The organism is Amycolatopsis sp. WAC 04197 (assembly GCF_003947475.1).
In the GTDB taxonomy this organism is placed as follows: Bacteria; Actinomycetota; Actinomycetes; order Mycobacteriales; family Pseudonocardiaceae; genus Amycolatopsis; species Amycolatopsis japonica.
Genome location: NZ_QHJK01000005.1, coordinates 89,621 through 110,768 on the forward strand (window position 1 = coordinate 89,621; position 21,148 = coordinate 110,768).

Annotated in this window: 16 protein-coding genes; 9 read left to right on the forward strand and 7 right to left on the reverse strand. The window is 68.6% G+C overall.

Annotated features, from left to right (window positions below):
• Nucleotides 1-11: 11 nt before the first annotated feature.
• The gene (locus DMC64_RS21000; protein ID WP_037345515.1) at nucleotides 12-986 is read right to left on the reverse strand and encodes a TerC/Alx family metal homeostasis membrane protein; all 975 of its coding nucleotides are present in this window, start codon (nucleotides 984-986) and stop codon (nucleotides 12-14) included.
• Between the two features lie 274 nt (nucleotides 987-1,260).
• On the opposite strand from DMC64_RS21000, the gene DMC64_RS21005 reads away from it, so the two are divergent.
• From DMC64_RS21005 to DMC64_RS21025, 5 genes are all read left to right on the forward strand, one after another.
• Nucleotides 1,261-4,170 carry an alpha/beta fold hydrolase gene (locus tag DMC64_RS21005; protein ID WP_199755047.1) on the forward strand — a complete coding sequence of 970 codons (2,910 nt, stop codon included), beginning with the start codon at nucleotides 1,261-1,263 and terminating at the stop codon, nucleotides 4,168-4,170.
• Nucleotides 4,163-5,122 (forward strand): ABC transporter permease, encoded by a 960-nt coding sequence (locus tag DMC64_RS21010; RefSeq protein WP_052121043.1) that lies wholly within the window; start codon nucleotides 4,163-4,165, stop codon nucleotides 5,120-5,122. Before DMC64_RS21005 ends, DMC64_RS21010 begins: the two co-directional genes overlap by 8 nt.
• A gap of 259 nt (nucleotides 5,123-5,381) precedes the next feature.
• Nucleotides 5,382-5,804: a hypothetical protein gene (locus DMC64_RS21015; RefSeq protein WP_125734906.1), complete on the forward strand. Its 423-nt coding sequence runs from the start codon at nucleotides 5,382-5,384 to the stop codon at nucleotides 5,802-5,804.
• Nucleotides 5,805-5,847: 43 nt separating this feature from the next.
• Nucleotides 5,848-6,621 (forward strand): enoyl-CoA hydratase/isomerase family protein, encoded by a 774-nt coding sequence (locus tag DMC64_RS21020; protein WP_125734907.1) that lies wholly within the window; start codon nucleotides 5,848-5,850, stop codon nucleotides 6,619-6,621.
• A gap of 69 nt (nucleotides 6,622-6,690) precedes the next feature.
• Nucleotides 6,691-8,100 (forward strand): S28 family serine protease, encoded by a 1,410-nt coding sequence (locus DMC64_RS21025; RefSeq protein WP_125734908.1) that lies wholly within the window; start codon nucleotides 6,691-6,693, stop codon nucleotides 8,098-8,100.
• Between the two features lie 75 nt (nucleotides 8,101-8,175).
• Here DMC64_RS21025 and uvrB read toward each other — a convergent pair whose 3' ends face one another.
• Together uvrB and DMC64_RS21035 are read right to left on the reverse strand one after the other, a co-directional pair.
• A complete protein-coding gene (gene uvrB / locus DMC64_RS21030; RefSeq protein WP_037345502.1) occupies nucleotides 8,176-10,332 on the reverse strand; it encodes an excinuclease ABC subunit UvrB in 2,157 nt (718 codons plus the stop codon).
• A gap of 52 nt (nucleotides 10,333-10,384) precedes the next feature.
• Nucleotides 10,385-11,710 (reverse strand): DUF5685 family protein, encoded by a 1,326-nt coding sequence (locus tag DMC64_RS21035; protein WP_125734909.1) that lies wholly within the window; start codon nucleotides 11,708-11,710, stop codon nucleotides 10,385-10,387.
• Nucleotides 11,711-11,853: 143 nt separating this feature from the next.
• Here DMC64_RS21035 and DMC64_RS21040 point away from each other — a divergent pair, with 143 nt between their 5' ends.
• From DMC64_RS21040 to DMC64_RS21050, 3 genes are all read left to right on the forward strand, one after another.
• A complete protein-coding gene (locus tag DMC64_RS21040; RefSeq protein WP_037345843.1) occupies nucleotides 11,854-12,369 on the forward strand; it encodes a DUF402 domain-containing protein in 516 nt (171 codons plus the stop codon).
• A 140-nt stretch (nucleotides 12,370-12,509) separates the two neighbouring features.
• Nucleotides 12,510-14,024 (forward strand): glycosyltransferase family 39 protein, encoded by a 1,515-nt coding sequence (locus DMC64_RS21045; RefSeq protein ID WP_125734910.1) that lies wholly within the window; start codon nucleotides 12,510-12,512, stop codon nucleotides 14,022-14,024.
• A 90-nt stretch (nucleotides 14,025-14,114) separates the two neighbouring features.
• A complete protein-coding gene (locus DMC64_RS21050; protein ID WP_125734911.1) occupies nucleotides 14,115-15,635 on the forward strand; it encodes a glycosyltransferase family 39 protein in 1,521 nt (506 codons plus the stop codon).
• Nucleotides 15,636-15,647: 12 nt separating this feature from the next.
• On the opposite strand, the gene coaE is transcribed toward DMC64_RS21050, so the two are convergent.
• The 3 genes from coaE to DMC64_RS21065 are packed head-to-tail and all read right to left on the reverse strand — an operon-like array spanning nucleotide 15,648 to nucleotide 18,903.
• On the reverse strand, nucleotides 15,648-16,832 hold the full coding sequence (gene coaE / locus DMC64_RS21055) for a dephospho-CoA kinase (RefSeq protein WP_125734912.1): 1,185 nt from the start codon (nucleotides 16,830-16,832) through the stop codon (nucleotides 15,648-15,650).
• Between the two features lie 5 nt (nucleotides 16,833-16,837).
• Nucleotides 16,838-17,413 (reverse strand): TetR/AcrR family transcriptional regulator, encoded by a 576-nt coding sequence (locus DMC64_RS21060; protein WP_158634244.1) that lies wholly within the window; start codon nucleotides 17,411-17,413, stop codon nucleotides 16,838-16,840.
• The gene (locus DMC64_RS21065) at nucleotides 17,401-18,903 is read right to left on the reverse strand and encodes an FAD-dependent monooxygenase (RefSeq protein WP_125734914.1); all 1,503 of its coding nucleotides are present in this window, start codon (nucleotides 18,901-18,903) and stop codon (nucleotides 17,401-17,403) included. Before DMC64_RS21065 ends, DMC64_RS21060 begins: the two co-directional genes overlap by 13 nt.
• A gap of 207 nt (nucleotides 18,904-19,110) precedes the next feature.
• Here DMC64_RS21065 and DMC64_RS21070 point away from each other — a divergent pair, with 207 nt between their 5' ends.
• Nucleotides 19,111-19,335 carry a hypothetical protein gene (locus tag DMC64_RS21070; protein ID WP_037345494.1) on the forward strand — a complete coding sequence of 75 codons (225 nt, stop codon included), beginning with the start codon at nucleotides 19,111-19,113 and terminating at the stop codon, nucleotides 19,333-19,335.
• Nucleotides 19,336-19,489: 154 nt separating this feature from the next.
• Here DMC64_RS21070 and rpsA read toward each other — a convergent pair whose 3' ends face one another.
• Nucleotides 19,490-20,989 carry a 30S ribosomal protein S1 gene (gene rpsA / locus DMC64_RS21075; RefSeq protein ID WP_037345493.1) on the reverse strand — a complete coding sequence of 500 codons (1,500 nt, stop codon included), beginning with the start codon at nucleotides 20,987-20,989 and terminating at the stop codon, nucleotides 19,490-19,492.
• Nucleotides 20,990-21,148 lie beyond the last annotated feature (159 nt).

Genomic DNA, 21,148 nt, shown 5'->3' on the forward strand with positions numbered 1-21,148 from the left:
CCTTAGCAGCTCTAACTACTGATTGAAGACTCCTGCTCAGCGGCTTCCAACTTCTTCGCCTTCGCGAGGCTGGCCAGCGTCGTCACGGTCAGGACCACGACGATGACACCCAGGGAGACCCAGTTGTTGATGTCCAGCCAGTCCGGGACGACGTGGTACTCGTGCAGCGCGTGCAGGAACAGCTTGGCGCCGATGAAGGCGAGGATCACCGCGAGGCCGTAGGACAGGTACACCAGCTTGGTCACCAGGCCACCGAGCAGGAAGTACAGCTGGCGCAGGCCCATCAGCGCGAACGCGTTGGCGGTGAAGACCAGGAAGGCCTCCTGCGTGATACCGAAGATGGCGGGGATCGAGTCGACGGCGAACAGCAGGTCCGCGCTGCCGATGGCGACGATCACCAGGAACATCGGGGTGATCCAGCGCTTGCCGTCCTTCTTCACGAAGGACTTGTGGCCGTGCCACTCCTCGGTGACCGGGAAGAGCTTGCGCACCCAGCGGGTGAGGGCGTTCTCCTCGTACTCCTCTTCTTCGTCCTTGTTGCGGACCATGCTGATCGCGGTCCAGATGAGGACGGCACCGAAGAGGAAGAAGACCCAGACGAACTGCGCGATCAGCGCGGCGCCCACGGCGATGAACACGCTGCGCATGGCGAGCGCGAGCAGGATGCCGATCAGCAGCACGCGGTGCTGGTGGATCGCGGGCACCTTGAACGACGTCATGATGATCATGAAGATGAACAGGTTGTCCACGCTCAGCGAGTACTCGGTGATGTACCCGGTGAAGAACTGGACCCCGGGGTCGTGTCCGGCGAAGACCCAGACGCCGATGCCGAAGGCGACGGCCACCGCGACGTAGAAGACGACCCACCTGGCGGCTTCGCCGGTGGTGACCTCATGTGGCTTGCGATCGACGATGACCAGGTCGAGCGCGATCAACGCGAGCAGACCGCCGACCGTGGCGATCCATAGCCACAGGGGAACAGACATGTAACCAACCCTCCGGATAGTGCACAGCAGCAACTAACCGGAGGTCTCTTCCGCCGGTGCGAAACCGGCCGACGGTGCCGGGGGCCCGCGAAGGCCACCGTGCTGACGACACCGCCGCGAAGGAATACTCCCCTCACAGCTGGTCCAGTTTGACCTGTCTGTACGCATGACGCCAGTTAAGGTTGCCCTTGTCACCAAGATGATGGCGTAACTCCCGTCACACTCCGCTCACTTGTGTGGTCCGTGTGTGCCGGAAGAGCGACTCTCAGGTTCGGTGAAATACGGTCATTCCGTGCCCCGAATCCCGCTCCCTCGCACGCGAGGCGCGAAACTCACCGCGCTCGCCGCGGTCGTGGTGGTCCTGGCCGCCGCGGCCGTCGTGTGGACGAACAGCGAGCCCGCCCCGTCCGCTGTCGAAACCCAGGACGCGACCCTCGATCTGCCCGAAACCCCCGGCTCGTCCGAGGTCGTCAAGATCGACACGACCACGTATTTGCCCGAGCGGACCCCGGCTCCGGCCGTGCTGCTCGCCCACGGTTTCGGCGGTGACAAGAACAGCGTCGCCACCGAAGCCCGCGAACTCGCCGACAAGGGCTTCGTCGTGCTGACCTGGTCCGCGCGCGGTTTCGGCCGCAGCACCGGGAAGATCGCGCTGAACGACCCCGACCGCGAGGTCGCCGACGCCCGGAAGCTGATCGACACCCTGGCCGCGCGGCCCGAGGTCCTCAGCGAGAACGGCGACCCGAAGGTGGCCGTCTCCGGCGCTTCGTACGGCGGCGCGCTTTCCCTCCTGCTCGCCGGGACGGACAAGCGGGTCGACGCGATCGCGCCGGTGATCACCTACAACGACCTCGCCCAGGGTCTCTTCCCGAACGCCGCCGCCCCGGCCGCGCCGAACGCCACGACCCCGGCCGCCGGCGCGTTCACCGCGGACGGCGTCTTCAAGAAGTCCTGGGCAGGCATCTTCTTCTCGGCCGGTTCCGGCGCCGCGCAGACCGGCTCCCCCGCCAACGACGCGCCTGAAGCCGGTGACGAGACGAGCGAATCCGGTGCGGCACAGGGAACGGGCGCGGCAGGGGCCGCGGCGCAGTCGCTGCCGCTCGGTGGCCCGAACGGACAGCGCCCGCCGTCCGGCCCCGCCGACCCTTGTGGACGGTTCACCGCCGACGTCTGCCAGGCCTACACCGAACTCGCCACCACCGGAAAGGCGAGCCAGAAGACCGTCGACCTGCTCCGCCGGGTCTCCCCCGCGTCCGTGACGGACAAGATCACCGTGCCGACGCTGCTCGTGCAGGGCGAAAGCGACACTCTGTTCGGCTTGGACCAGTCCGACGCGACCGCCCGGCAGATCTCCGCCGCGGGCGGCAAGGTCCGCACGATCTGGTACACCGGCGGCCACGACGGCGGGAAGCCCGGGCAGAAGCTGCGCGCGCAGATCGCGGACTTCCTCAAGTTCTCCCTCACCGGGCAGGGATCCGATCCCGGCACCGGGTTCAGTTATGACATCCAGGGCACGCTGCGAGCCAACGGCGCCCCTTCGGTCCGGACCGTCAGCGCCCCGGCGTACCCGGGAGCGACCGGCGACCCCACCGAGCGACGGCAGTTCACTTTGGCCGGTCCGGCGCAGCCCGTCGTCCGGCCCGCGGGCGGCAATCCCGCCGCGGTGAGCGGGATCCCCGGATTGAACGGCGCGGTGGCCGGTTCGTCGCGGCTTTCCGGACTGTTCAGCCTGGACCCGCCGGGGCAGGCCGCGCAGTTCGCGACGCCGCCGCTCGACGCGCAGACGATCGCGGCCGGTTCCTCGACGGTCCGGCTGCAGGTCTCCGCGGATCCGTCCGCCGCCGCGCCGCAGAAGGAAGCGGTCCTGTTCGCGAAGCTCTACGACGTCAACTCGGAAGGTGTCCGCACGCTTCCGGCCAACGCCGTCGCACCGTTCCGCGTCTCCGGCCTGCCCGCCGACGGCAGCCCGGTCGAGGTGACGGTGACCCTGCCGGGCATCGTGCGGCCACTGGAGGCCGGGCACACGCTCCGGCTGGTCGTCGGCACGACGGACCAGGCGTTCGCGACACCGGTCGAACCCGCGGTGTTCCGCATCGGACTGGCCGACGGTGGACGGCTCGCCGTCCCGGTCGTCCACGGCAACTCCGTCGGTGCGGGCGCGCCCACCGCGCAGCTGCTCGGGATCGCCGGGACACTGCTCGCCGGTATCGCGATCACGGTGATCGCCGCGTTCCGCCGCCGTCGCGCGCACGACGTCGACGAGAGCCTGGCGAAGACGCCGCTGGTGATCGAAGGCCTGCGAAAGGCCTACGCGGGTGGGTTCGTCGCGGTCAAGGATCTGTCGTTCCGGGTCGAACCCGGCCAGGTGCTCGGCCTGCTCGGGCCGAACGGCGCGGGCAAGACGACGACCCTGCGCATGCTGATGGGGCTCATCACGCCGACCGCGGGCACCATCCGTGTGTTCGGCCATCTGATCGCGCCCGGCGCGCCGGTGCTGTCCCGGATCGGGTCCTTTGTGGAGGGTTCGGGCTTCCTTCCGCACTTGTCCGGCAAGGAGAACCTGGAGCTGTACTGGGCGAGCACGGGCCGCCCGGAGGACAAGGCGCATTTCGCCGAAGCACTGGAGATCGCCGGGCTCGGCGACGCGGTGAACCGGCGGGTCCGCACCTACAGCCAGGGCATGCGGCAGCGGCTCGCGATCGCCCAGGCGATGCTCGGCCTGCCGGAGCTCATGGTGCTCGACGAACCGACCAACGGGCTCGACCCGCCACAGATCCACCAGATGCGCGAGGTGCTCCAGCGCTACGCGGCGACCGGGCGCACCGTGGTGGTTTCGAGCCACCTGCTGGCCGAGGTCGAGCAGACCTGTACGCACGTGGTCGTGATGCACCGCGGCATGCTGGTCGCCTCGGGTGAGGTCGGCGAACTGGCCGCGTCCAGCGGCGAGGCGACGTTCCGCGTCGACAAGCCCGCCGAAGCGGCCGAAGCGCTGCGAAAGGTCGGCGGCATTTCCGGCGTCGACGTCGACGGGGAACTGGTCCACGCGGATCTCGACGGTCTCGCGCGCGCCGAGGCGGTCGCCGTCCTGGTGCGTGCCGGGGTCGCGGTCGAGCAGGCCGGGCCGCGGCGGCGGCTGGAAGACGCGTTCCTGCAGCTGGTCGGAGAGGACTCGAAGGGTGAGTAAGACCAATGGTTCCGGCCCGGCGACCCGGGCGGATCACGGCGTGCACACCGATCCGGCGGCACTGCTGGAGCTGACCGAGGTCGCGTCGCACGAACCGACCGAGGTCGGCCCGGACGGGGCGGTGGCGGGCTACCGCGCCGACCGGACGCTGCGGCTGGGCGTCGAACTGAAACGGCAGCTCAAACGGCGGCGGACCCAGCTGATGCTGGGGTTCGTCGCGCTGCTGCCGTTCATCCTGGTGATCGCGTTCGAGATCGGGCAGGCCAACCCGAACCGCCGCAGCGGCGGGTTCGTCGACCTCGCCACCGCGAGCGCGCCGAACTTCGTGGTGCTCGCACTGTTCGTGTCCGGGACGTTCCTGCTGCCGATGATCGTGGCGTTGTTCTACGGCGACACGATCGCGAGCGAGGCGTCGTGGTCGAGCCTGAAATACCTGCTCGCGATGCCGGTCCCCCGGCATCGGGTACTGCGGCAGAAGGCGATCGTCTCCGGCATCCTCTCCGCGGTCGCGCTGATCCTGTTGCCGCTGGTGTCGTTGGTGGTCGGCGTCATCTGGTACGGCGCGGGCGACGCGATCAGCCCGACCGGGGACGCGGTGTCGTTCGGCGACAGCCTCGTCGCGATGGGGCTGGCGACGATCTACATCATCCTGCAGCTGGCATGGGTGGCCGGGCTGGCGATGCTGCTCTCGGTCGCCACCGACGCCCCGCTGGGTGCCGTCGGCGGTGCGGTGATCGTCGCGATCGTCTCGCAGATCCTCGACCAGATCACCGCGCTCGAAGGGCTGCGGGACTATCTGCCGACGCATTTCGCGTTCTCGTGGATGGATCTGATCTCGACCGACATCGACTGGACGAACATGGCCAACGGCATGTTGTCGGCGGCGTTGTACGGCACGGTGTTCTTCCTTCTCGCCGGCCGCCGGTTCGCGACGAAGGACATCACCAGCTGAGAGCGTTTTCGCACTGAACAAACGACCGGGGTCCACCGGGAAGACGAAATCCTCTTCCCTGGTGGGCCCCGGTTTTCACTGGCCGTGGCGACCTTCACCCATTAGCGCCGGTAACCGGTGTTTCATGCGCATGAGAACATCGGTTTTCCGATCATCGACTCATTGGGTGAAAAGTTCCCATTCACCTTCGCCGGACCTCCGGGAAATCCTTATCTTCAGTGCGAAGGTGCCGACGCGAGAAGAAAGCGGGGACGTCACCATGACCCAGTCAGTCGAGACTCCGGTCCAAGAATTCTCTCTCGATTGGACCATGAACGCCGGCAAGGGCGGCCGGGTCGGATTCGCCGTCTCGGGCCAGGTGACGCTTCTCGACAACAATCGGTTCTACAAGATCGACGGGGTCCTCTACATCTCCGAAGGCAGCGCCTACTGCCGCGAGATCGGCAATCCGCATCTGTTCGTCCGGCGCAACGGCGTCGAGGAGAGCGGCAGGCAGTGGGGCTGGGAGACCATCTGCAACCGCAAGTCGTGCAGCAGGCTGTGCTCGATGGACGCCTACTTCGTCCGCACCGGCTACTGGGCGCCCGCCGACCGCGCCATCCAGCTGAGCATCGGCGCCGAGACCGGCTGGAACCGCAAACGGTCCTTCAGCCCGACGGTCACCGTGCGCCTCAAGGATTGAGCGGTCCACTGTAGATCCCCGCGGGCTCCGGTACGGTCGGCCCATGGCCACCTCCTCGATCCGCGTGGACGACGAAGGCGGGATCGCCGTCGTCACCCTGCAGCACGGCAAGGCGAACACCCTCGACACGGAGTTCTGCCAGGAACTGACCCTCCGGCTCGAAGACGTGCAGCTCGGCGGCTATCGAGGGGTCGTGCTGACCGGCACCGGCGGCATCTTCTCCGCGGGTGTCGACCTGCGGCGGGTGCACGACGGCGGCACGGGTTATCTCGAGGACTTCCTGCCCGCGCTGTCGGACGCGTTCCTCTCGGTGTTCGGTTTCCCCGGTCCGGTGGTCGCGGCCGTCAACGGACACGCGATCGCCGGCGGGGCGGTACTCGCCGCCGCCTGCGACCGCCGTGTCCTCGCCGACGGCCCCGGCCGGATCGGGATCACCGAACTGCTCGTCGGCGTGCCGTTCCCGTTGGCGGCGTTGGAGATCCTGCGGTCCGGGTTCGGCGCGGACGTCCTGGCCGAGCTCGCGTTCCTCGGTGAGACCCATCTTCCGGCGGACGCGCTCCGGCTCGGCCTGGTGAACGAGGTGACCGCGCCCGGGGACGTCGTCGAGCGGGCGGTGGAGGTCGCCCGGAAACTCGCCGAGATCCCGGCGGCCGCGTACGCGCACACGAAGGCGCAGCTGCACCGGCCGTTCCACGAGCGGATCGCCGAACACCGCACCGGCGACGACGCCCACGTCCTCGAACTGTGGAGCTCCCCCGAAGCCCGCGCGGCCATCAAGGCCTATGTCGACCGGGTGCTGCGCGGCTCGACCGGATAGGCGATTGCCCACCGGCGGTGACTCTGTGAGTATCCGACCGCTCAACAGGTCCCGATGGGGAGGGCATGGATGCGGAAGCTCACGGCCGCGTGGTCGGTTCTGGCGATCACCGTTCTCGCACTGGCCGGGCTGACCCCGGCCGCGCAGGCGGCACCCGAAGACATCAAGGAGGCGCTCGGGCGGATCCCCGGGCTGACCGTCGTCTCGGAGAATCCGGCGCCGACCGGCTACCGGTTCTTCAAACTCACCTACACCCAGCCCGTCGATCACCGCAGGCCGGAGGGCGGCACCTTTCAGCAGCGTTTCACGTTGCTGCACAAGGAATTCCGCTCGCCGACCGTGGTGTACACGAGCGGGTACAACGTGTCGCAATCGCCCAACCGCTCGGAGCCGACACAGATCGTCGACGGCAACCAGCTGTCGATGGAATACCGCTTCTTCACCCCGTCTCGACCGGACCAGCCGAACTGGGGCAAGCAGCTGACGATCTGGCAGGCCGCCGCCGATCAGCACCGCGCCGTCGAGGCGTTCAAGCGGCTCTACCCGGGCAAGTGGCTCGCGACCGGCGGCAGCAAGGGCGGTATGACGGCGACCTACTTCCGTAGGTTTTTCCCGGACGACGTCGACGCGACGATCCCGTACGTCGCGCCCAACGACGTCATCAACGAGCACGACCGCTACAACCGGTTCCTGGCGAACGTCGGCAACGATCCGGCCTGCCGTTCGGCCCTGAAGGCGATCCAGCGTGACGTGCTGACCCGGCGTTCCGAGTTCGCGGCGCTCGCCGCCGCCGACGCGGCCAAGAACGGCTACACGTTCAAGACCGTCGGCTCGGCCGACGTGTCGCTGGAGATCTCGGTGATCGACTCGTACTTCGCCTTCTGGCAGTACCAGCGGCAGTCGGACTGCGCGACGATCCCGAAGGCGGGCGCCCCGGCGTCCGAGGTCTACGCCTGGTTCGAACGCGTCGAGAGCCTCAACACCTACTCCGACCAGAACCTCGAGGTCTACGTCCCGTACTACTTCCAGGCCGCCTACCAGCTCGGCGCGCCCGAGTCCTACGAAGGCTATCTCCGGGATCTGCTCCGCTATCCGGGCTCCAACGTGTCACGGACGTTCGTGCCGAAGTCGGTCGACATCCCGCGGTTCGACCATCTCGCGATGCCGGACATCGACTTCTGGGTGAAGTCGCGCGGGAAGCGGCTGATGTTCGTCTACGGCGGCAACGACCCGTGGGGTGCCGAGCCGTTCAAGCTCGGCTTCGGCACGAAGGACTCCTACAGCTACACGGTGCCGGGCGGCAACCACGGCGCCCGGATCGCGCAGCTTCCCCCGGAGCAGGCCGCCGAAGCGACGAACACCGTGCGGCGATGGGCCGGTCTGCCCCCGGTCTCACCGGGTGTCAGCACACGTTCGGTGCCCGCCGGTTTCCCGGACTTCGACGCCGACCTGACCATGCTCGAACGCCGTCGCCTCTGACCCCGCCACGCGTTTCGTCCTCTGAATGCGGTACTTGCACACGCAAGGATCGCGTTCAGAGGACGAAACGCGGGGTTACTTGATGCCGGCCGCGTCCATGCCCCGGAGCTCCTTCTTGAGGTCCGAGACTTCGTCCCGCAGCCGGGCCGCCAGCTCGAACTGCAGGTCGCGCGCGGCCTGCATCATCTGGTCGGTCATCTGCTGGATGAGGTCGGCCAGTTCGGCGCGCGGCATCCCGGCGACGTCCTTGTCCGCGAGCATCCCGGAGCTGCGGACGCGGTCGCCCTGCTCGGGCTTCTTGCCCCGCGAGGAGTTCCGGCCCGAACCACCGACGGCGACCGACTCCGTGTCCTCGGCCTCGCTGTAGACGCGGTCCAGGATGTCGGCGATCTTCTTCCGCAGCGGCTGCGGATCGACGCCCCGCTCCTCGTTGTACGCGACCTGCTTGGCGCGGCGGCGATCGGTCTCGTCGATGGCGTGCTGCATCGAGTCGGTGATCTTGTCGGCGTACATGTGCACCTCGCCCGACACGTTTCGCGCCGCGCGGCCGATCGTCTGGATCAGCGACGTGCCACTGCGGAGGAAGCCCTCCTTGTCCGCGTCGAGGATCGCGACCAGCGAAACCTCGGGCAGGTCGAGACCCTCACGGAGCAGGTTGATGCCGACCAGTACGTCGAAATCGCCCGCACGCAGCTGCCGCAGCAGCTCGACCCGGCGCAGTGTGTCCACCTCGGAGTGCAGGTACCGCACCCGGATGCCCAGCTCCAGCAGATAGTCGGTGAGGTCCTCGGCCATCTTCTTGGTCAGCGTGGTGACCAGGACGCGCTCGTCCTTCTCGGCCCGCTCGCGGATCTCGTGCACCAGGTCGTCGATCTGGCCCTCGGTCGGCTTCACGACGACCTTCGGGTCGACCAGGCCGGTGGGCCGGATGACCTGCTCGACGAACTCGCCGCCCGCCTGCCCCATCTCGTACGGCCCCGGCGTCGCCGACAGGTACACCGTCTGCCCGATCCGGTCGCTGAACTCCTCCCAGGTCAACGGCCGGTTGTCGACCGCGCTGGGCAGCCGGAACCCGAAGTCGACCAGGTTCCGCTTCCGCGACATGTCGCCTTCGAACATGCCGCCGATCTGCGGGACGGTCTGGTGCGACTCGTCGATGACCAGCAGGAAGTCGTCCGGGAAGTAGTCGATGAGCGTGGCGGGCGCGGAGCCCGCCGAACGGCCGTCGATATGCCGCGAGTAGTTCTCGATACCGGAGCAGAACCCGACCTGGCGCATCATCTCGATGTCGTACGCGGTGCGCATCCGCAGCCGCTGCGCCTCGAGCAGCTTGCCCTGCTTCTCCAGCTCGGCCAGCCGCTCCTCCAGCTCGGCCTCGATACCGCGGATGGCCTTCTCCATCCGCTCCGGGCCCGCGACGTAGTGCGTGGCCGGGAAGATGCGGACCTCGTCGACCTCTTTCACGATGTCGCCGGTGAGCGGGTGCAGGTAGTAGAGCTTCTCGATCTCGTCGCCGAAGAACTCGACGCGGATCGCCAGCTCTTCGTACGCCGGGATGATCTCGACCGTGTCGCCGCGGGCGCGGAAGGTGCCGCGCGCGAAGGCGATGTCGTTGCGGGTGTACTGCACGTCCACCAGCGCGCGGAGGAAGACGTCACGATCGAGCTGCTCGCCGACCTTCAGCTTCGTCGACCGGTCCAGGTACGACTGCGGCGTGCCGAGGCCGTAGATGCACGAGACACTCGCGACCACGATGACGTCGCGCCGGGACAGCAGGTTCATCGTCGCCGAGTGCCGCAGCCGCTCGACGTCGTCGTTGATCGACGAGTCCTTCTCGATGTAGGTGTCCGTCTGCGCGATGTACGCCTCGGGCTGGTAGTAGTCGTAGTAACTGACGAAGTATTCGACCGCGTTGTTCGGGAACAGCTCCCTCAGCTCGTTCGCCAGCTGCGCGGCGAGCGTCTTGTTCGGCGCCATCACCAGCGTCGGGCGCTGGACGCGCTCGATCAGCCAAGCCGTCGTCGCCGACTTGCCGGTACCCGTGGCACCGAGCAGCACGACGTCCTTCTCGCCCGCGTTGATCCGGCGTTCGAGCTCGTCGATGGCCGCCGGCTGGTCACCGGCGGGCTTGTACTCGCTGACCACCTCGAACCGGCCGCCCGTCCGGGGGATGTCCGTGACGGGGCGGAAGTCCGACTGGGCGAGCACGGGGTGTTCGGATGCGAAAGCCACGGGAACCAGAGTAGGCGCAGGGTCCGACAGTTTCCGTTTCGCCTGGTCGGGATCAGCAGGAACAGTCACAACAGTTACAGCAGTCACAACCGTCGCAGTTGTTGCACACTGCCTCGTGCGGCTTCCCGCTCCACGCCCCGGGGAACGGGTCCCGGCAGCAGAACTGGCACGAACAGCACATGTAGGTGGCCACCGTGCAACCGAGGAAGAACCCCCTCGGCTGGGCGGGCACCCGGAACTTCGGCGTCCAGCAGCAACCACCCTGGCCATCGACAGGCCCGTCGCCGTGCTTCCGCTTCTTCTTCGGCGGCTCCTGCGGCGGCCCTCCGCCACCGGGTGCGCCCTGCGGCGGAACCGGCCTCGGTGGCGGCGCCTGGTGCCCACCCTGCGGATAGGGCTGCTGGGGATAAGGCGGCTGGGGATAGGGCTGCTGCTGATACGGCTGGTGGGGATGCTGTTGCGGCCGGGGTCCGGGGCCGATCCAGCCCGGCGGCGGCTGCTGGGGGCCGTGCCCGTGACCGGTGAGGTTGTGCCCGAAGGACCGTCGCACCGCCTGCCGCAGTTCGTGCACCAGCAGGGCGTGAACCAGCTTCGGCTGGTCGAACTTCACTTCGCGAAGGGCGAGTTCGACACCGAGCACGGCGTCGTCGCACAACCGTCGTGCTTCGGCGAGGTCGGTGCCGGTGGCGGTCAGCGGGTTCCACGCGCCGGCGGCCTCGTCTTCGGCGAGGTCTTCGACGGCGTCGAGCAGGTGAGCGGCCCTGCCGAACAGGCGTCCGGCCTCGGCCAGCGGCGCGGCGTTCTCCGGGCGGCCCGCGATGACCGCGGTGTGCGCGAACGCGGCCGCGGTCGCCAGTTCGGCCGGTTCGGTCGCGAGGACGGCCGAATCACCCAGGTGGAGGGCACGTTCGATCTCGCCCTGCCGGTCGACGGCCTCGGTCAAGACCGCCGTGTCGAAGCCGATCCGGCTGCCCGTGCGGCTCCCCTGGTCCGCCCAGCGCGTCGCGACCCGCCTCGCGGCGAGAGCGACGGAACGCCGCGCGAAGGCGCCGTCGCGGTCCTCGACGTGGTCACTGATCTTGGCCGACGCCAGCACCAAGGAGACAGCGGCCGCGAGCTGAGCACCGCCGCCTTTCGCGACCGATGTCCCCTTCATCGCCCGAAGCGGGCAAGGGCCGGCGTCGCGCCGCCCCTCCGCACGGGGTGACTGCGCTTCGACGAGCGCCGAGATGATCAGGCCGTCGTAGTTCGTCACCATTCGGGCGAGTTGTCCGTGTTCGTCGCGCAGCGCCAGGCAAAGACCGCAGAGATGGGCGAGCCAGTCCGCGTGCAGACCTGCGGAAAGCCGGTGACGGCACGGCCTGATGATCCCGAACATACGTCGACTCCCACTCACCCTTATGGCGGAACCAGCGCACCTTATCCGGCCAGGCGGCTCCACTCCCCCGGAACCGCGAAACCGGTGATCGTCCACCCGGTTGGGCGGTGTTCGCGGGCGTCGGCTCCTTCCAAGATGGGCGCATGACCGCGCTGCATCCGCCGAAGGTCGAGTACTTCGACCCCGCCGCGAAGACCAACACCGACCCCAAGGGCGTCGTGAGGGACGTCGACGAATACCGCGAAGAGCCCTTCGGCCTCTACATGGCGCGGCCGACGCCGGGGCGGGCGCAGTTCCACTACCTCGAGTCCTGGCTGTTGCCGGATCTCGGCCTGCGGATCACCGATTTCTGGTTCAACCCCGGTCACGAACGCGATCAGGACTTCTACCTCGACGTCGTCGACATCCGCCGCGAGGGCGGCGTCTGGGTGGCCACCGACCTCTATCTCGATCTCGTGCTGCGGGACAAGAAGTCCGTCCAGGTGATCGACACCGACGAACTCCTCGCCGCGGTCACCGCCGGGCTGCTCTCCCCCGCCGACGGCGAACGCGCGCTCGATGTCAGCCACGCGACCGTCGACGGACTGGCCACCCACGGCCACGACCTGCGCGGATGGCTGTCCACAAAGGACATCACCCTCGGCTGGCGGCGGCACTGAGCGGCCGGCATCCATCGTTCGATTGATCTTCACTCATCCCTTGGGCGAGGCGGATTCCGACCGGCTGATGGATACCCGGAAGGGCGCCTTTGCGGAACTCTCGATCACGGAGTAACCGATCGAGAGGGGGGCGGATACCCGTGGTCATCAAGACCGAGGGGCTCCGAGAACACGCGGAAGTCGCGCCGTTCGCGAGGGCACCGGTGCTGGCGGTCGCCGGGGCGATGGGGGCGGTTCTCGCGGCGACGGCCGGTCGCTACGGCTATTTCGGCGACGAGTTGTACTTCTTGGCGGCCGGTCGGCATCTGGACTGGGGGTATGCCGACCAGCCGCCGTTGTTGCCGCTGCTGGCCCGGCTGATGGACGGATTCGGCGCCGATTCGCCATTCGTCCTGCGGATCCCGGCGATGCTGGCGATGGTCGCCGGTGTCGTGCTGACCGCGCTCATCGCCAGGGAACTGGGCGGTGGCCGCAAAGCGCAGACGATCGCGGCGGTGACCTTCGCGGTGTCCCTCCAGATGCTGGGCAGCGGGCATTACCTGGCGACCAGCACGATCGACCCGTTCCTGTGGACACTCCTGCTGTGGCTGCTCGTCCGGTGGACGCGGACCCGCGAAGACCGGCTTCTGCTCTGGAGCGGGGTGGTCACCGGATTCGCGCTGAACACGAAGTTCCTCATCGGGGGCTTCTGGGCCGTCGCACTGGTCGCCGCGGCGATGTTCGACCCCCGATACCTCGTCCGCCGTCCGGCGCTTTGGTTCGGCGCGTTGATCGCCGCCGCGATGATCGCGCCGACGCTCGTCTGGCAGGCGGCGAACGGATGGCCGCAACTGACCATGGGCGCGGCGATCTCCCAAGAGGTCTCGGCGGGCTGGGGTGGGCGGGCCACGTTCATCCCGACGCTGGTGCTCAGCGCCGGGGTTCCGGTGGGGATGATCATGCTCGGCTACGGCCTGTGGCGGCTGCTGCGGTCCGAACGGCTGCGGCCGTACCGTTTCCTCGGCTGGACCGCGCTCGGCGTCCTCGCCCTCTTCCTGCTGGCGAACGGGCGCTACTACTACGCGGCGGGGATGTTCGCCCCGCTGTTCGCGGCCGCGGCGGTGGAGATCGAAGCGGGGCAGGCGTCGAAGTACTGGCGTTGGCTGGCCACGTGGCCGGTGTACGTCGTCGCCGCGCTGATCGCCATCCCGCAATCGCTCCCGATCCTCCCGAGGGCGGAGCTGGCGAGTGCCCCGGAGTGGGCCCGTCCGGTGTTCGCCGTCGAGGAGATCGGCTGGCGGGAGATCACGGAGTCGGTGGCGAGGGCGTACCGGACGGCGCCCGATCCGGCCCGAACCGGGATCGTGGCGGCGAAGTACTGGCAGGCGAGCGCGATCGACCATTACGGACCGGAGCTCGGGCTCCCGTCGCCGTCGAGTCCCAACCGCGGCTACGCCACGCTGCCGAGACCGCCGGAATCGGCACGGGACGTCCTGTTCGTCGGGAACGACCCTTCGGGGCTTGTGCCGTACTTCACGCGGATCCGTGAGGTCGGTGTGCTCGACAACCGGGCTGGGATCACGAACACGAGTCAGGGCATGAAGATCTGGTTGGCCACCGGCCGGAACGGGACCTGGGACACGGTATGGCCGAAACTCACGGACTGGGGGTTCTGATGCTCCAGCGGTCCTCTCACGCCCGACGCGCCACGCCGTCGGCACGTAAGGTGCGAGAGGACCGGCACCCGAAAGATCTGCGAGGAATGGATGGAAGCCGCCCACGCGGCCGAAACACCGACCGTGTCCAGTGCGGCGTTCGCCCGGCTCCCGGTGGCGCTGCTCGCCGCCGCGGCCGCGGCGGTCCTGCTGGCGACGGCGTGGCGCTACGGCTACTTCGGCGACGAACTGTACTTCCTCTCCGCGGGCAAGCGGCTGGCCTGGGGTTACGCGGATCAGCCGCCGGTGCTGCCCTTCCTGGCGCTGGCGATGGACACGCTCGCGCCGGGCAACGTCTTCGTCTTCCGCCTGCCCGCCGTCCTCGCGACGGCCGCCGGTGTCGTGTTCACCGGGCTCATCGCCTACGAGATGGGCGGGGACCGCCGGGCGCAGACCCGTGCCGCCGCCGCGTACGCGATCTGCGGGCAGTTCCTCGGCAGCGGGCACTACCTGGCGACGTCGACGATCGACCCAGCGCTGTGGACGCTCATCGCGTGGCTGCTCGTCCGGTGGATGCGGACGCGTGACGACAACCTGCTGCTGTGGCTGGGCGCGGCGACCGCCGTCGCGCTGAACGTCAAGCTCCTCATCGCGACGTTCTGGGTCGCCGCCGGGATCGCGATCCTGCTCTTCGGGCCGCGGGATCTCTTGCGCAGGCCCAAACTCTGGGCAGGCGCGGGGATCGCCGCGCTGTCGATGGTGCCGACGCTCTGGTGGCAGGCCGCGAACGGCTGGCCGCAGCTGGAGATGGGCGACGTCATCGCGCACGAGACCACCGGCGGCTGGAGCGGGCGTGCCGGGTTCCTGCCCGCCCTGCTCACCGGGGCCGGGCTCGGCATCGGCGTCGTCGGCGTCCTTTACGGACTCTGGGTCCTGCTGTTCTCGTCCAGGCTGCGCCCCTACCTGTTCCTCGGCTGGACGGCCGTCGGCGTGATCGCGCTGTTCATCCTGTCCAACGGCAGGTACTACTACGCGGCGGGCATGTTCGGCGTCCTGTGGGCGGGTGCCGCCGTCCACTTCGGACAGTTGAAGCCGTCACTGTGGTTTCGCTGGATCCCGACCTGGCCGGTGTTCCTGCTTTCCGCGTTGTACACCCTCCCGTACGCGCTGCCGGTGTGGCCGTCCGCCTGGCTCGCGGAAGGGCGTGACGTACCGCGCCCGGCGTACGCGCTGGAGGAGATCGGCTGGCCGGACCTCGCCCGTTCGGTCGCCGACGCCTATCACCGGCTCCCGCCGGAACAGCGGGAGCGCACCACCCTCGTCACGGCAGGCTATTGGCAGGCCGGAGCGCTGGACCGGTACGGCGCCGACTACGGGCTGCCCGCCGTGTACAGCCCGAGCCGCGGGTTCTGGTACTTCGGGCATCCACCCGAGACCGCGGACAGCGTCCTGTTCGTCGGGCCGGATCCGGCGCGGCTGCTCCGGTCCTTCACCGACGCCAGGATCGTCTCGCGCGTGGACAACGCGACCGGTGTGCGCAACGTGAGCCGCGGGATGCCGATCTGGCTGGTCACCGGTCACACCGCAACCTGGGCCGAGGCTTGGCCCGCGCTACGGGAATTCCGGGTCTGATCGAGCCGGCGCCTACGGGGTCCAGCCGGTCGACTTCGCCCAGGCGTCGGCGCGGGTGAAGGCGGCGTCGACCCAGACCTGCTTCTCGTCGGTGTACTGCTCGACGGTCCCGTCGCCTGCGTGCTTCGCGGCCATGGCGTTCTTGACGGCCGCATAGGCGTCGCGTTCGCCGGGGTTCTGCCGCAGCCATTCCGGGAACAGCAGCGCGAGCCGCCAGGCAGGGGTCTCCTGCGAGCGGACGTGCAGGTTGACCGGGCGCCGGGGATCGCCGCCGAAGTGGAACCGCTTGGGCCAGGTGCCCTCTTCACCGTGCGCGTCGTCGTACCACTCCCCTTCCGCGCGCGGGAACCCCGCGTCGGAAAGTGCCTGGGCCAGCTCGTCGGCCTTGTCCAAAGTGGACACGGTCAGCTGGAGGTCGAGGATGTCCTTGGCGGGCAGCCCCGGGACGGACGTCGAGCCGATGTGATCGATCCGCACGGCGTTGTCGCCCGCCACCACGCGGATCCGCGCGAGCGCCCGCTCGGCCTGCACGGGCCACGTCTCGTCGTACGGCGAGATCTTCGGCGACATCGGCGCCCGCGGCTTGCGGAGCCGCACGTTCGCCTCGAACGGGGTCAGCCGATCCGCCCACAGTGCGTCGACTTCGGCGAGCACGATGTCGGGCGCTCCGCTGTTGTCGAACCACACGTCGGCCACCGCCCGGCGCTGATCGGTCGTGGCCTGCGCCTTGATCCTGGCGCGCGCGTCCGGTTCGGCCATGCCCCGTGCCTCGACCAGGCGGCGGACCCGGACCTCCTCCGGCGCGTCGACCATGACGACGAGGTGGTACATCGGCGCCAGCCCGCCTTCGACCAGCAGCGGGATGTCGTGGACGATGATCGCGTCCGGCGCGGCGGCCGCCATCAGCTCGGCCGTCCTGGCGCCGACCCTCGGATGAACGATCGAGTTCAGCCGCTTGCGCGAGTCCTCGTCGGCGAACGCCTTCGCGGCGAGGGCGGGCCGATCGAGCGCACCGTCGGAGCCCAGGATGTCTTCCCCGAACGCCTCCACGAGTTCGGCGAGCCCCGGCGTCCCCGGTTCGACGACCTCCCTGGCGATCTTGTCGGAGTCGATGAGGACGGCGCCGTGCTCGGAAAGCCGGTTCGCCACCGTCGATTTTCCGGCGCCGATCCCGCCGGTCAGGCCCACACGCAGCATGTCGATCAGCCTAGATGAAGGTCCTCCCGGCGGCCGAGGTGCCGCAACATGCCCCGCAGCCTGCCGGCGATCTCGGCTTCGGCCACTTCCCCGCGCAGCAGCACGAATCCGATCGCCCCGGCGAACACGTCCTCGATCACGGCCGGATCGGTGCCCTCGGGGAACTCGCCCTTCCCGACCGCGTCCCTGGCGAGCTCGGCGAGACCGGACAACCGCGGCCGGAGGTACCGCTCGACGTAGGCGCCGACCAGGTTCGGATGATCCACCGACGCGCCGACGACCCTGGCCATCAACATCCGGAACCTGTTCTGGCTCAACAAGCGCGCGACCGTGACGACGAGTTCGCCGATCGACTCCGCGTTCGCGCCCTCGGGTGGACGCGCGTGCTCCAGTGCCGCCAGGAACAAGTCCTCCTTGGACTTCCACCGCCGGTACACGGTCATCTTCGCGACACCGGCCCGTTTGGCGATCGCCTCGATGCTGGCGCCGCCGAACCCGTCCTCGATCAGCAGATCCAGCGCGGCGTCCAAGATCGCCACGTCGTTGCCCGGATCACGGGGGCGCCCGCCTACCCTGTCCACCGCATGTCGTTCAGCCACGCGGCCATCTTGTCCGGTGCCGGAAGCCCGCGCCAAGCCAGGTGCCCGTCCGGCCTGACCAGCAGCACGTCGCGCGATCCCTTGCACACCAAGGTGCCGACCAGATCGGCACCGAGTTGCCCGGCGACCGCCTCGGTGTGCCGGGCTGCCTGTCCGGCGTCGCCTGCCACGACCGTCCAGCGCCCGGATATCGCCGCGTGCAACGTCGTCTCGACGCCGTCCGTCCGTCGGCACCTCAGGTCCGGCACCCGGTCCCCCGGCCGGGGTTTGCGGGCCCACCGGCTCGCGCCCGGCGCCAGCGGCCCGCCTCGGTAGGTGGTGTCCAGCTGGGACGCGACCAGCCACAGCCGGCGCTGCACCGCGGTCGACCGGATCGCCGGCATCACCAGCCGGTCGCGCACCAGTCGTTTCCACGGCCGGTCGGGCAGCATGATGTCCACCGCGCCGCTGGTCGCGGCCAGCACCTTGCGGGCGAGGGGCCGCCGCTCGCCCTCGTAGGTGTCGATCAGTTCCTCCCCAGCCAGACCGCGAGCGACCAGGGTGAGCTTCCAGGCCAGGTTCTCGGCGTCCCCCAGTCCGGTGTTCTGCCCCTGCCCGCCGGTCGGGCTCTGGATATGCGCCGCGTCGCCCGCGAGCAGAAGCCTGCCTTGCCGGTACCGGTCCGCGAGTCTGCGGTGGATGCGGAACTCCGAACTCCACCGCACCTCGGTGACGGTGTCCCGCGACAGCCCGCTCCGGCGGCAGAATTCGCTCAGCACCTCCTCGCCGATCTGCTCGGTCGAGAGTCCTTCCGGCAGGCCGGGAAGCGGCTCGGTGAACACCCGCCAGGCGTTGTCCGGCAACGCGGTCACCGACAACATCCGCCCGGTGTCCATCCAGGTGACACTGCCGTCGTGGTCGAACGGCCAGTTCGCGCGTACATCGGCCATCAGCAGCCGCTCGATCAGTTTCCGCCCGGAGAAGCCGATACCGGCGATCCGGCGGACCGCGCTGTGCGCGCCGTCGCAGCCGATGAGCCACGAGGCTTCGATCTCGCGCTCGTCGGTGTCCACGGCGACGGTCACCCCGTCCGCGCGCTGCCGGGCGCCGGTCACCTTGGTGCCCCATTCGACCTTGCCGCCCACCTCGGCGAGCCGCGCCCGCAACGCGCCTTCGACCTCGGCCTGAGAGATCAGCAACGTGGGTTTCGGCAGCATCGCGGCGGCCTTGCCGACCTGCAGTTTCAGCACCGTGCGCGGGCCGTCGTTGTAGTACATGTTGAGCAGCGACCGGGACCGGCTGCGCAGATCGCCCAGCGCGCCGATCCGTTCCAGCACTTCGACGCCACGGGGCTGCAGGCCGAGGGCGCGGGACGTGGTGACCGGCCCGGGGGCGGCGTCCACCAGCCGGACGTCGACGTCATGCATGAACAGGTGAACGGCGAGCGCGAGGCCGGTCGGGCCAGCGCCCACGATGACAAGAGGTTCGCTCATGTTTGTAAACGATACCGTCTCGTTTACTAACCTGTCCAGACTTCGCACAGGGTGACGAGAGAGGCACATCCGGCACAGAAGGGTGTAAAAGGCAAGTTGATAGTGACGCGAGACTCAACCTTTACGGGTGACACGCCGGGCGGTTACGCCGCATCAGGGGCTTCATTGCGTACCGTGCGCGGCGAAGGTCGCCCACACGGAGGAAAGATGGCAGACGGCAAGCACGTCGGAAGGCACCGGCTCGGTACGCCGGGCCTGGTGCACTGTGTCCTCCATCGTCCCGTGGCCGAGGCCCTCGCCGAATATCGGCGTACCTGGCTGAGCGCGCTCCTGGTCCCGGCCAAGCACAGCTTCGCCGGACTCCGCCGCAAGGCTCGCGCCGCGGCGCTCGAACGCATCTGGGTGCCGGCCGTCCGGCCCGCCACTTCCTGACGCTTCTTCTCCCCCCTACCGCATTCAGTCCTCTGGATGCGGTAGTTGCGCGTGCAAGGATCGCATTCAGAGGACGAAATGCGGGCAAAAGAAAGCGGCCCCGGTCCGTGTGGACCGGGGCCGCTGTCTGTCAGCTACTGGCTGAGCGCCTGGATCACGCGCCGCCCGACAGCTTCTCGCGGAGAGCCGCGAGCTGCTCGTCGCTGGCGAGCGTGCCACCGCTCTTGGCCTCGGCCGGAGCGGAGGTGTAGCTCTGCTCGCCCGAGTCGCCGGAGGTGACACCGGTCGCGGCGTCGGCCGCGGCTTCCGCGTCGGCCTCGGCGGCCTTGACGACCTGCTTCATGTGAGCCTCGTAGCGGGTGTGAGCTTCGGCGTACTGACGCTCCCACTCCTCACGCTGCTTGTCGAAGCCTTCCTGCCACTCCTGGGTGTCCGGGTCGAAGCCTTCGGGGTAGATGTAGTTGCCCTCGGCGTCGTACTCGGCGGCCATGCCGTACTGGGTCGGGTCGAACTCGGTCTCCGGCGTGACGCCCTCGTTCGCCTGCTTCAGCGACAGCGAGATGCGACGACGCTCGAGGTCGATGTCGATGACCTTGACCATCACGTCGCCGTTGACCTGGACGACCTGCTCCGGGATCTCCACGTGGCGCTCGGCCAGCTCGGAGATGTGCACCAGGCCCTCGATGCCCTCCTCGACGCGCACGAACGCACCGAACGGGACGAGCTTGGTGACCTTGCCCGGCACGATCTGGCCGATCGCGTGGGTGCGGGCGAACTGACGCCACGGGTCTTCCTGGGTCGCCTTCAGCGACAGCGAGACGCGCTCGCGGTCCATGTCGACGTCCAGAACCTCGACCGTGACCTCCTGGCCGACCTCGACGACCTCGGACGGGTGGTCGATGTGCTTCCAGGACAGCTCGGAGACGTGCACCAGGCCGTCGACGCCACCCAGGTCCACGAAGGCACCGAAGTTGACGATGGACGACACGACACCCTTGCGGACCTGGCCCTTGGCGAGCGCGTTGAGGAACTCGCTGCGCACCTCGGACTGGGTCTGCTCCAGGTAGGCGCGGCGGGACAGGACCACGTTGTTGCGGTTCTTGTCCAGCTCGATGATCTTCGCCTCGAGCTCGCGGCCGACGTACGGCTGCAGGTCGCGCACGCGGCGCATCTCGACCAGCGACGCGGGCAGGAAGCCGCGGAGGCCGATGTCCAGGATGAGGCCGCCCTTGACGACCTCGATGACGGTGCCCTTGACGGGCTCGTCCTTCTCCTTGAGCTCCTCGATCGTGCCCCAGGCGCGCTCGTACTGCGCACGCTTCTTGGACAGGATCAGACGGCCTTCCTTGTCCTCCTTCTGGAGAACCAGGGCTTCGACCTCATCGCCGACGGTGACAACCTCAGCCGGGTCGACATCGTGCTTGATGGAGAGCTCGCGCGAGGGGATGACACCCTCGGTCTTGTAGCCGATGTCGAGCAGGACCTCGTCACGGTCGACCTTGACGATGGTTCCTTCGACGATGTCGCCATCGTTGAAGTACTTGATCGTCTTGTCGATCGCAGCGAGGAAGTCTTCCTCCGACCCGATGTCGTTGATAGCGACTTGCTGGGGCCCGGTGGGGGCGGTCGGGGCGGTGGCGGTGTCGGTCGTCATTAGGCGGGTTGCTCCGGTGGATGGGAAGTAGTGGGTTTGCAGTTAGGGCACCATGGGCTTCCGACATGAGGCGACCGCATAAGCAAACGTCCACAGGGAACGACCGCGAGCATCACCGCATCCGGTACGCGACCCCCTGACCCGGACGCTGAGCGAACC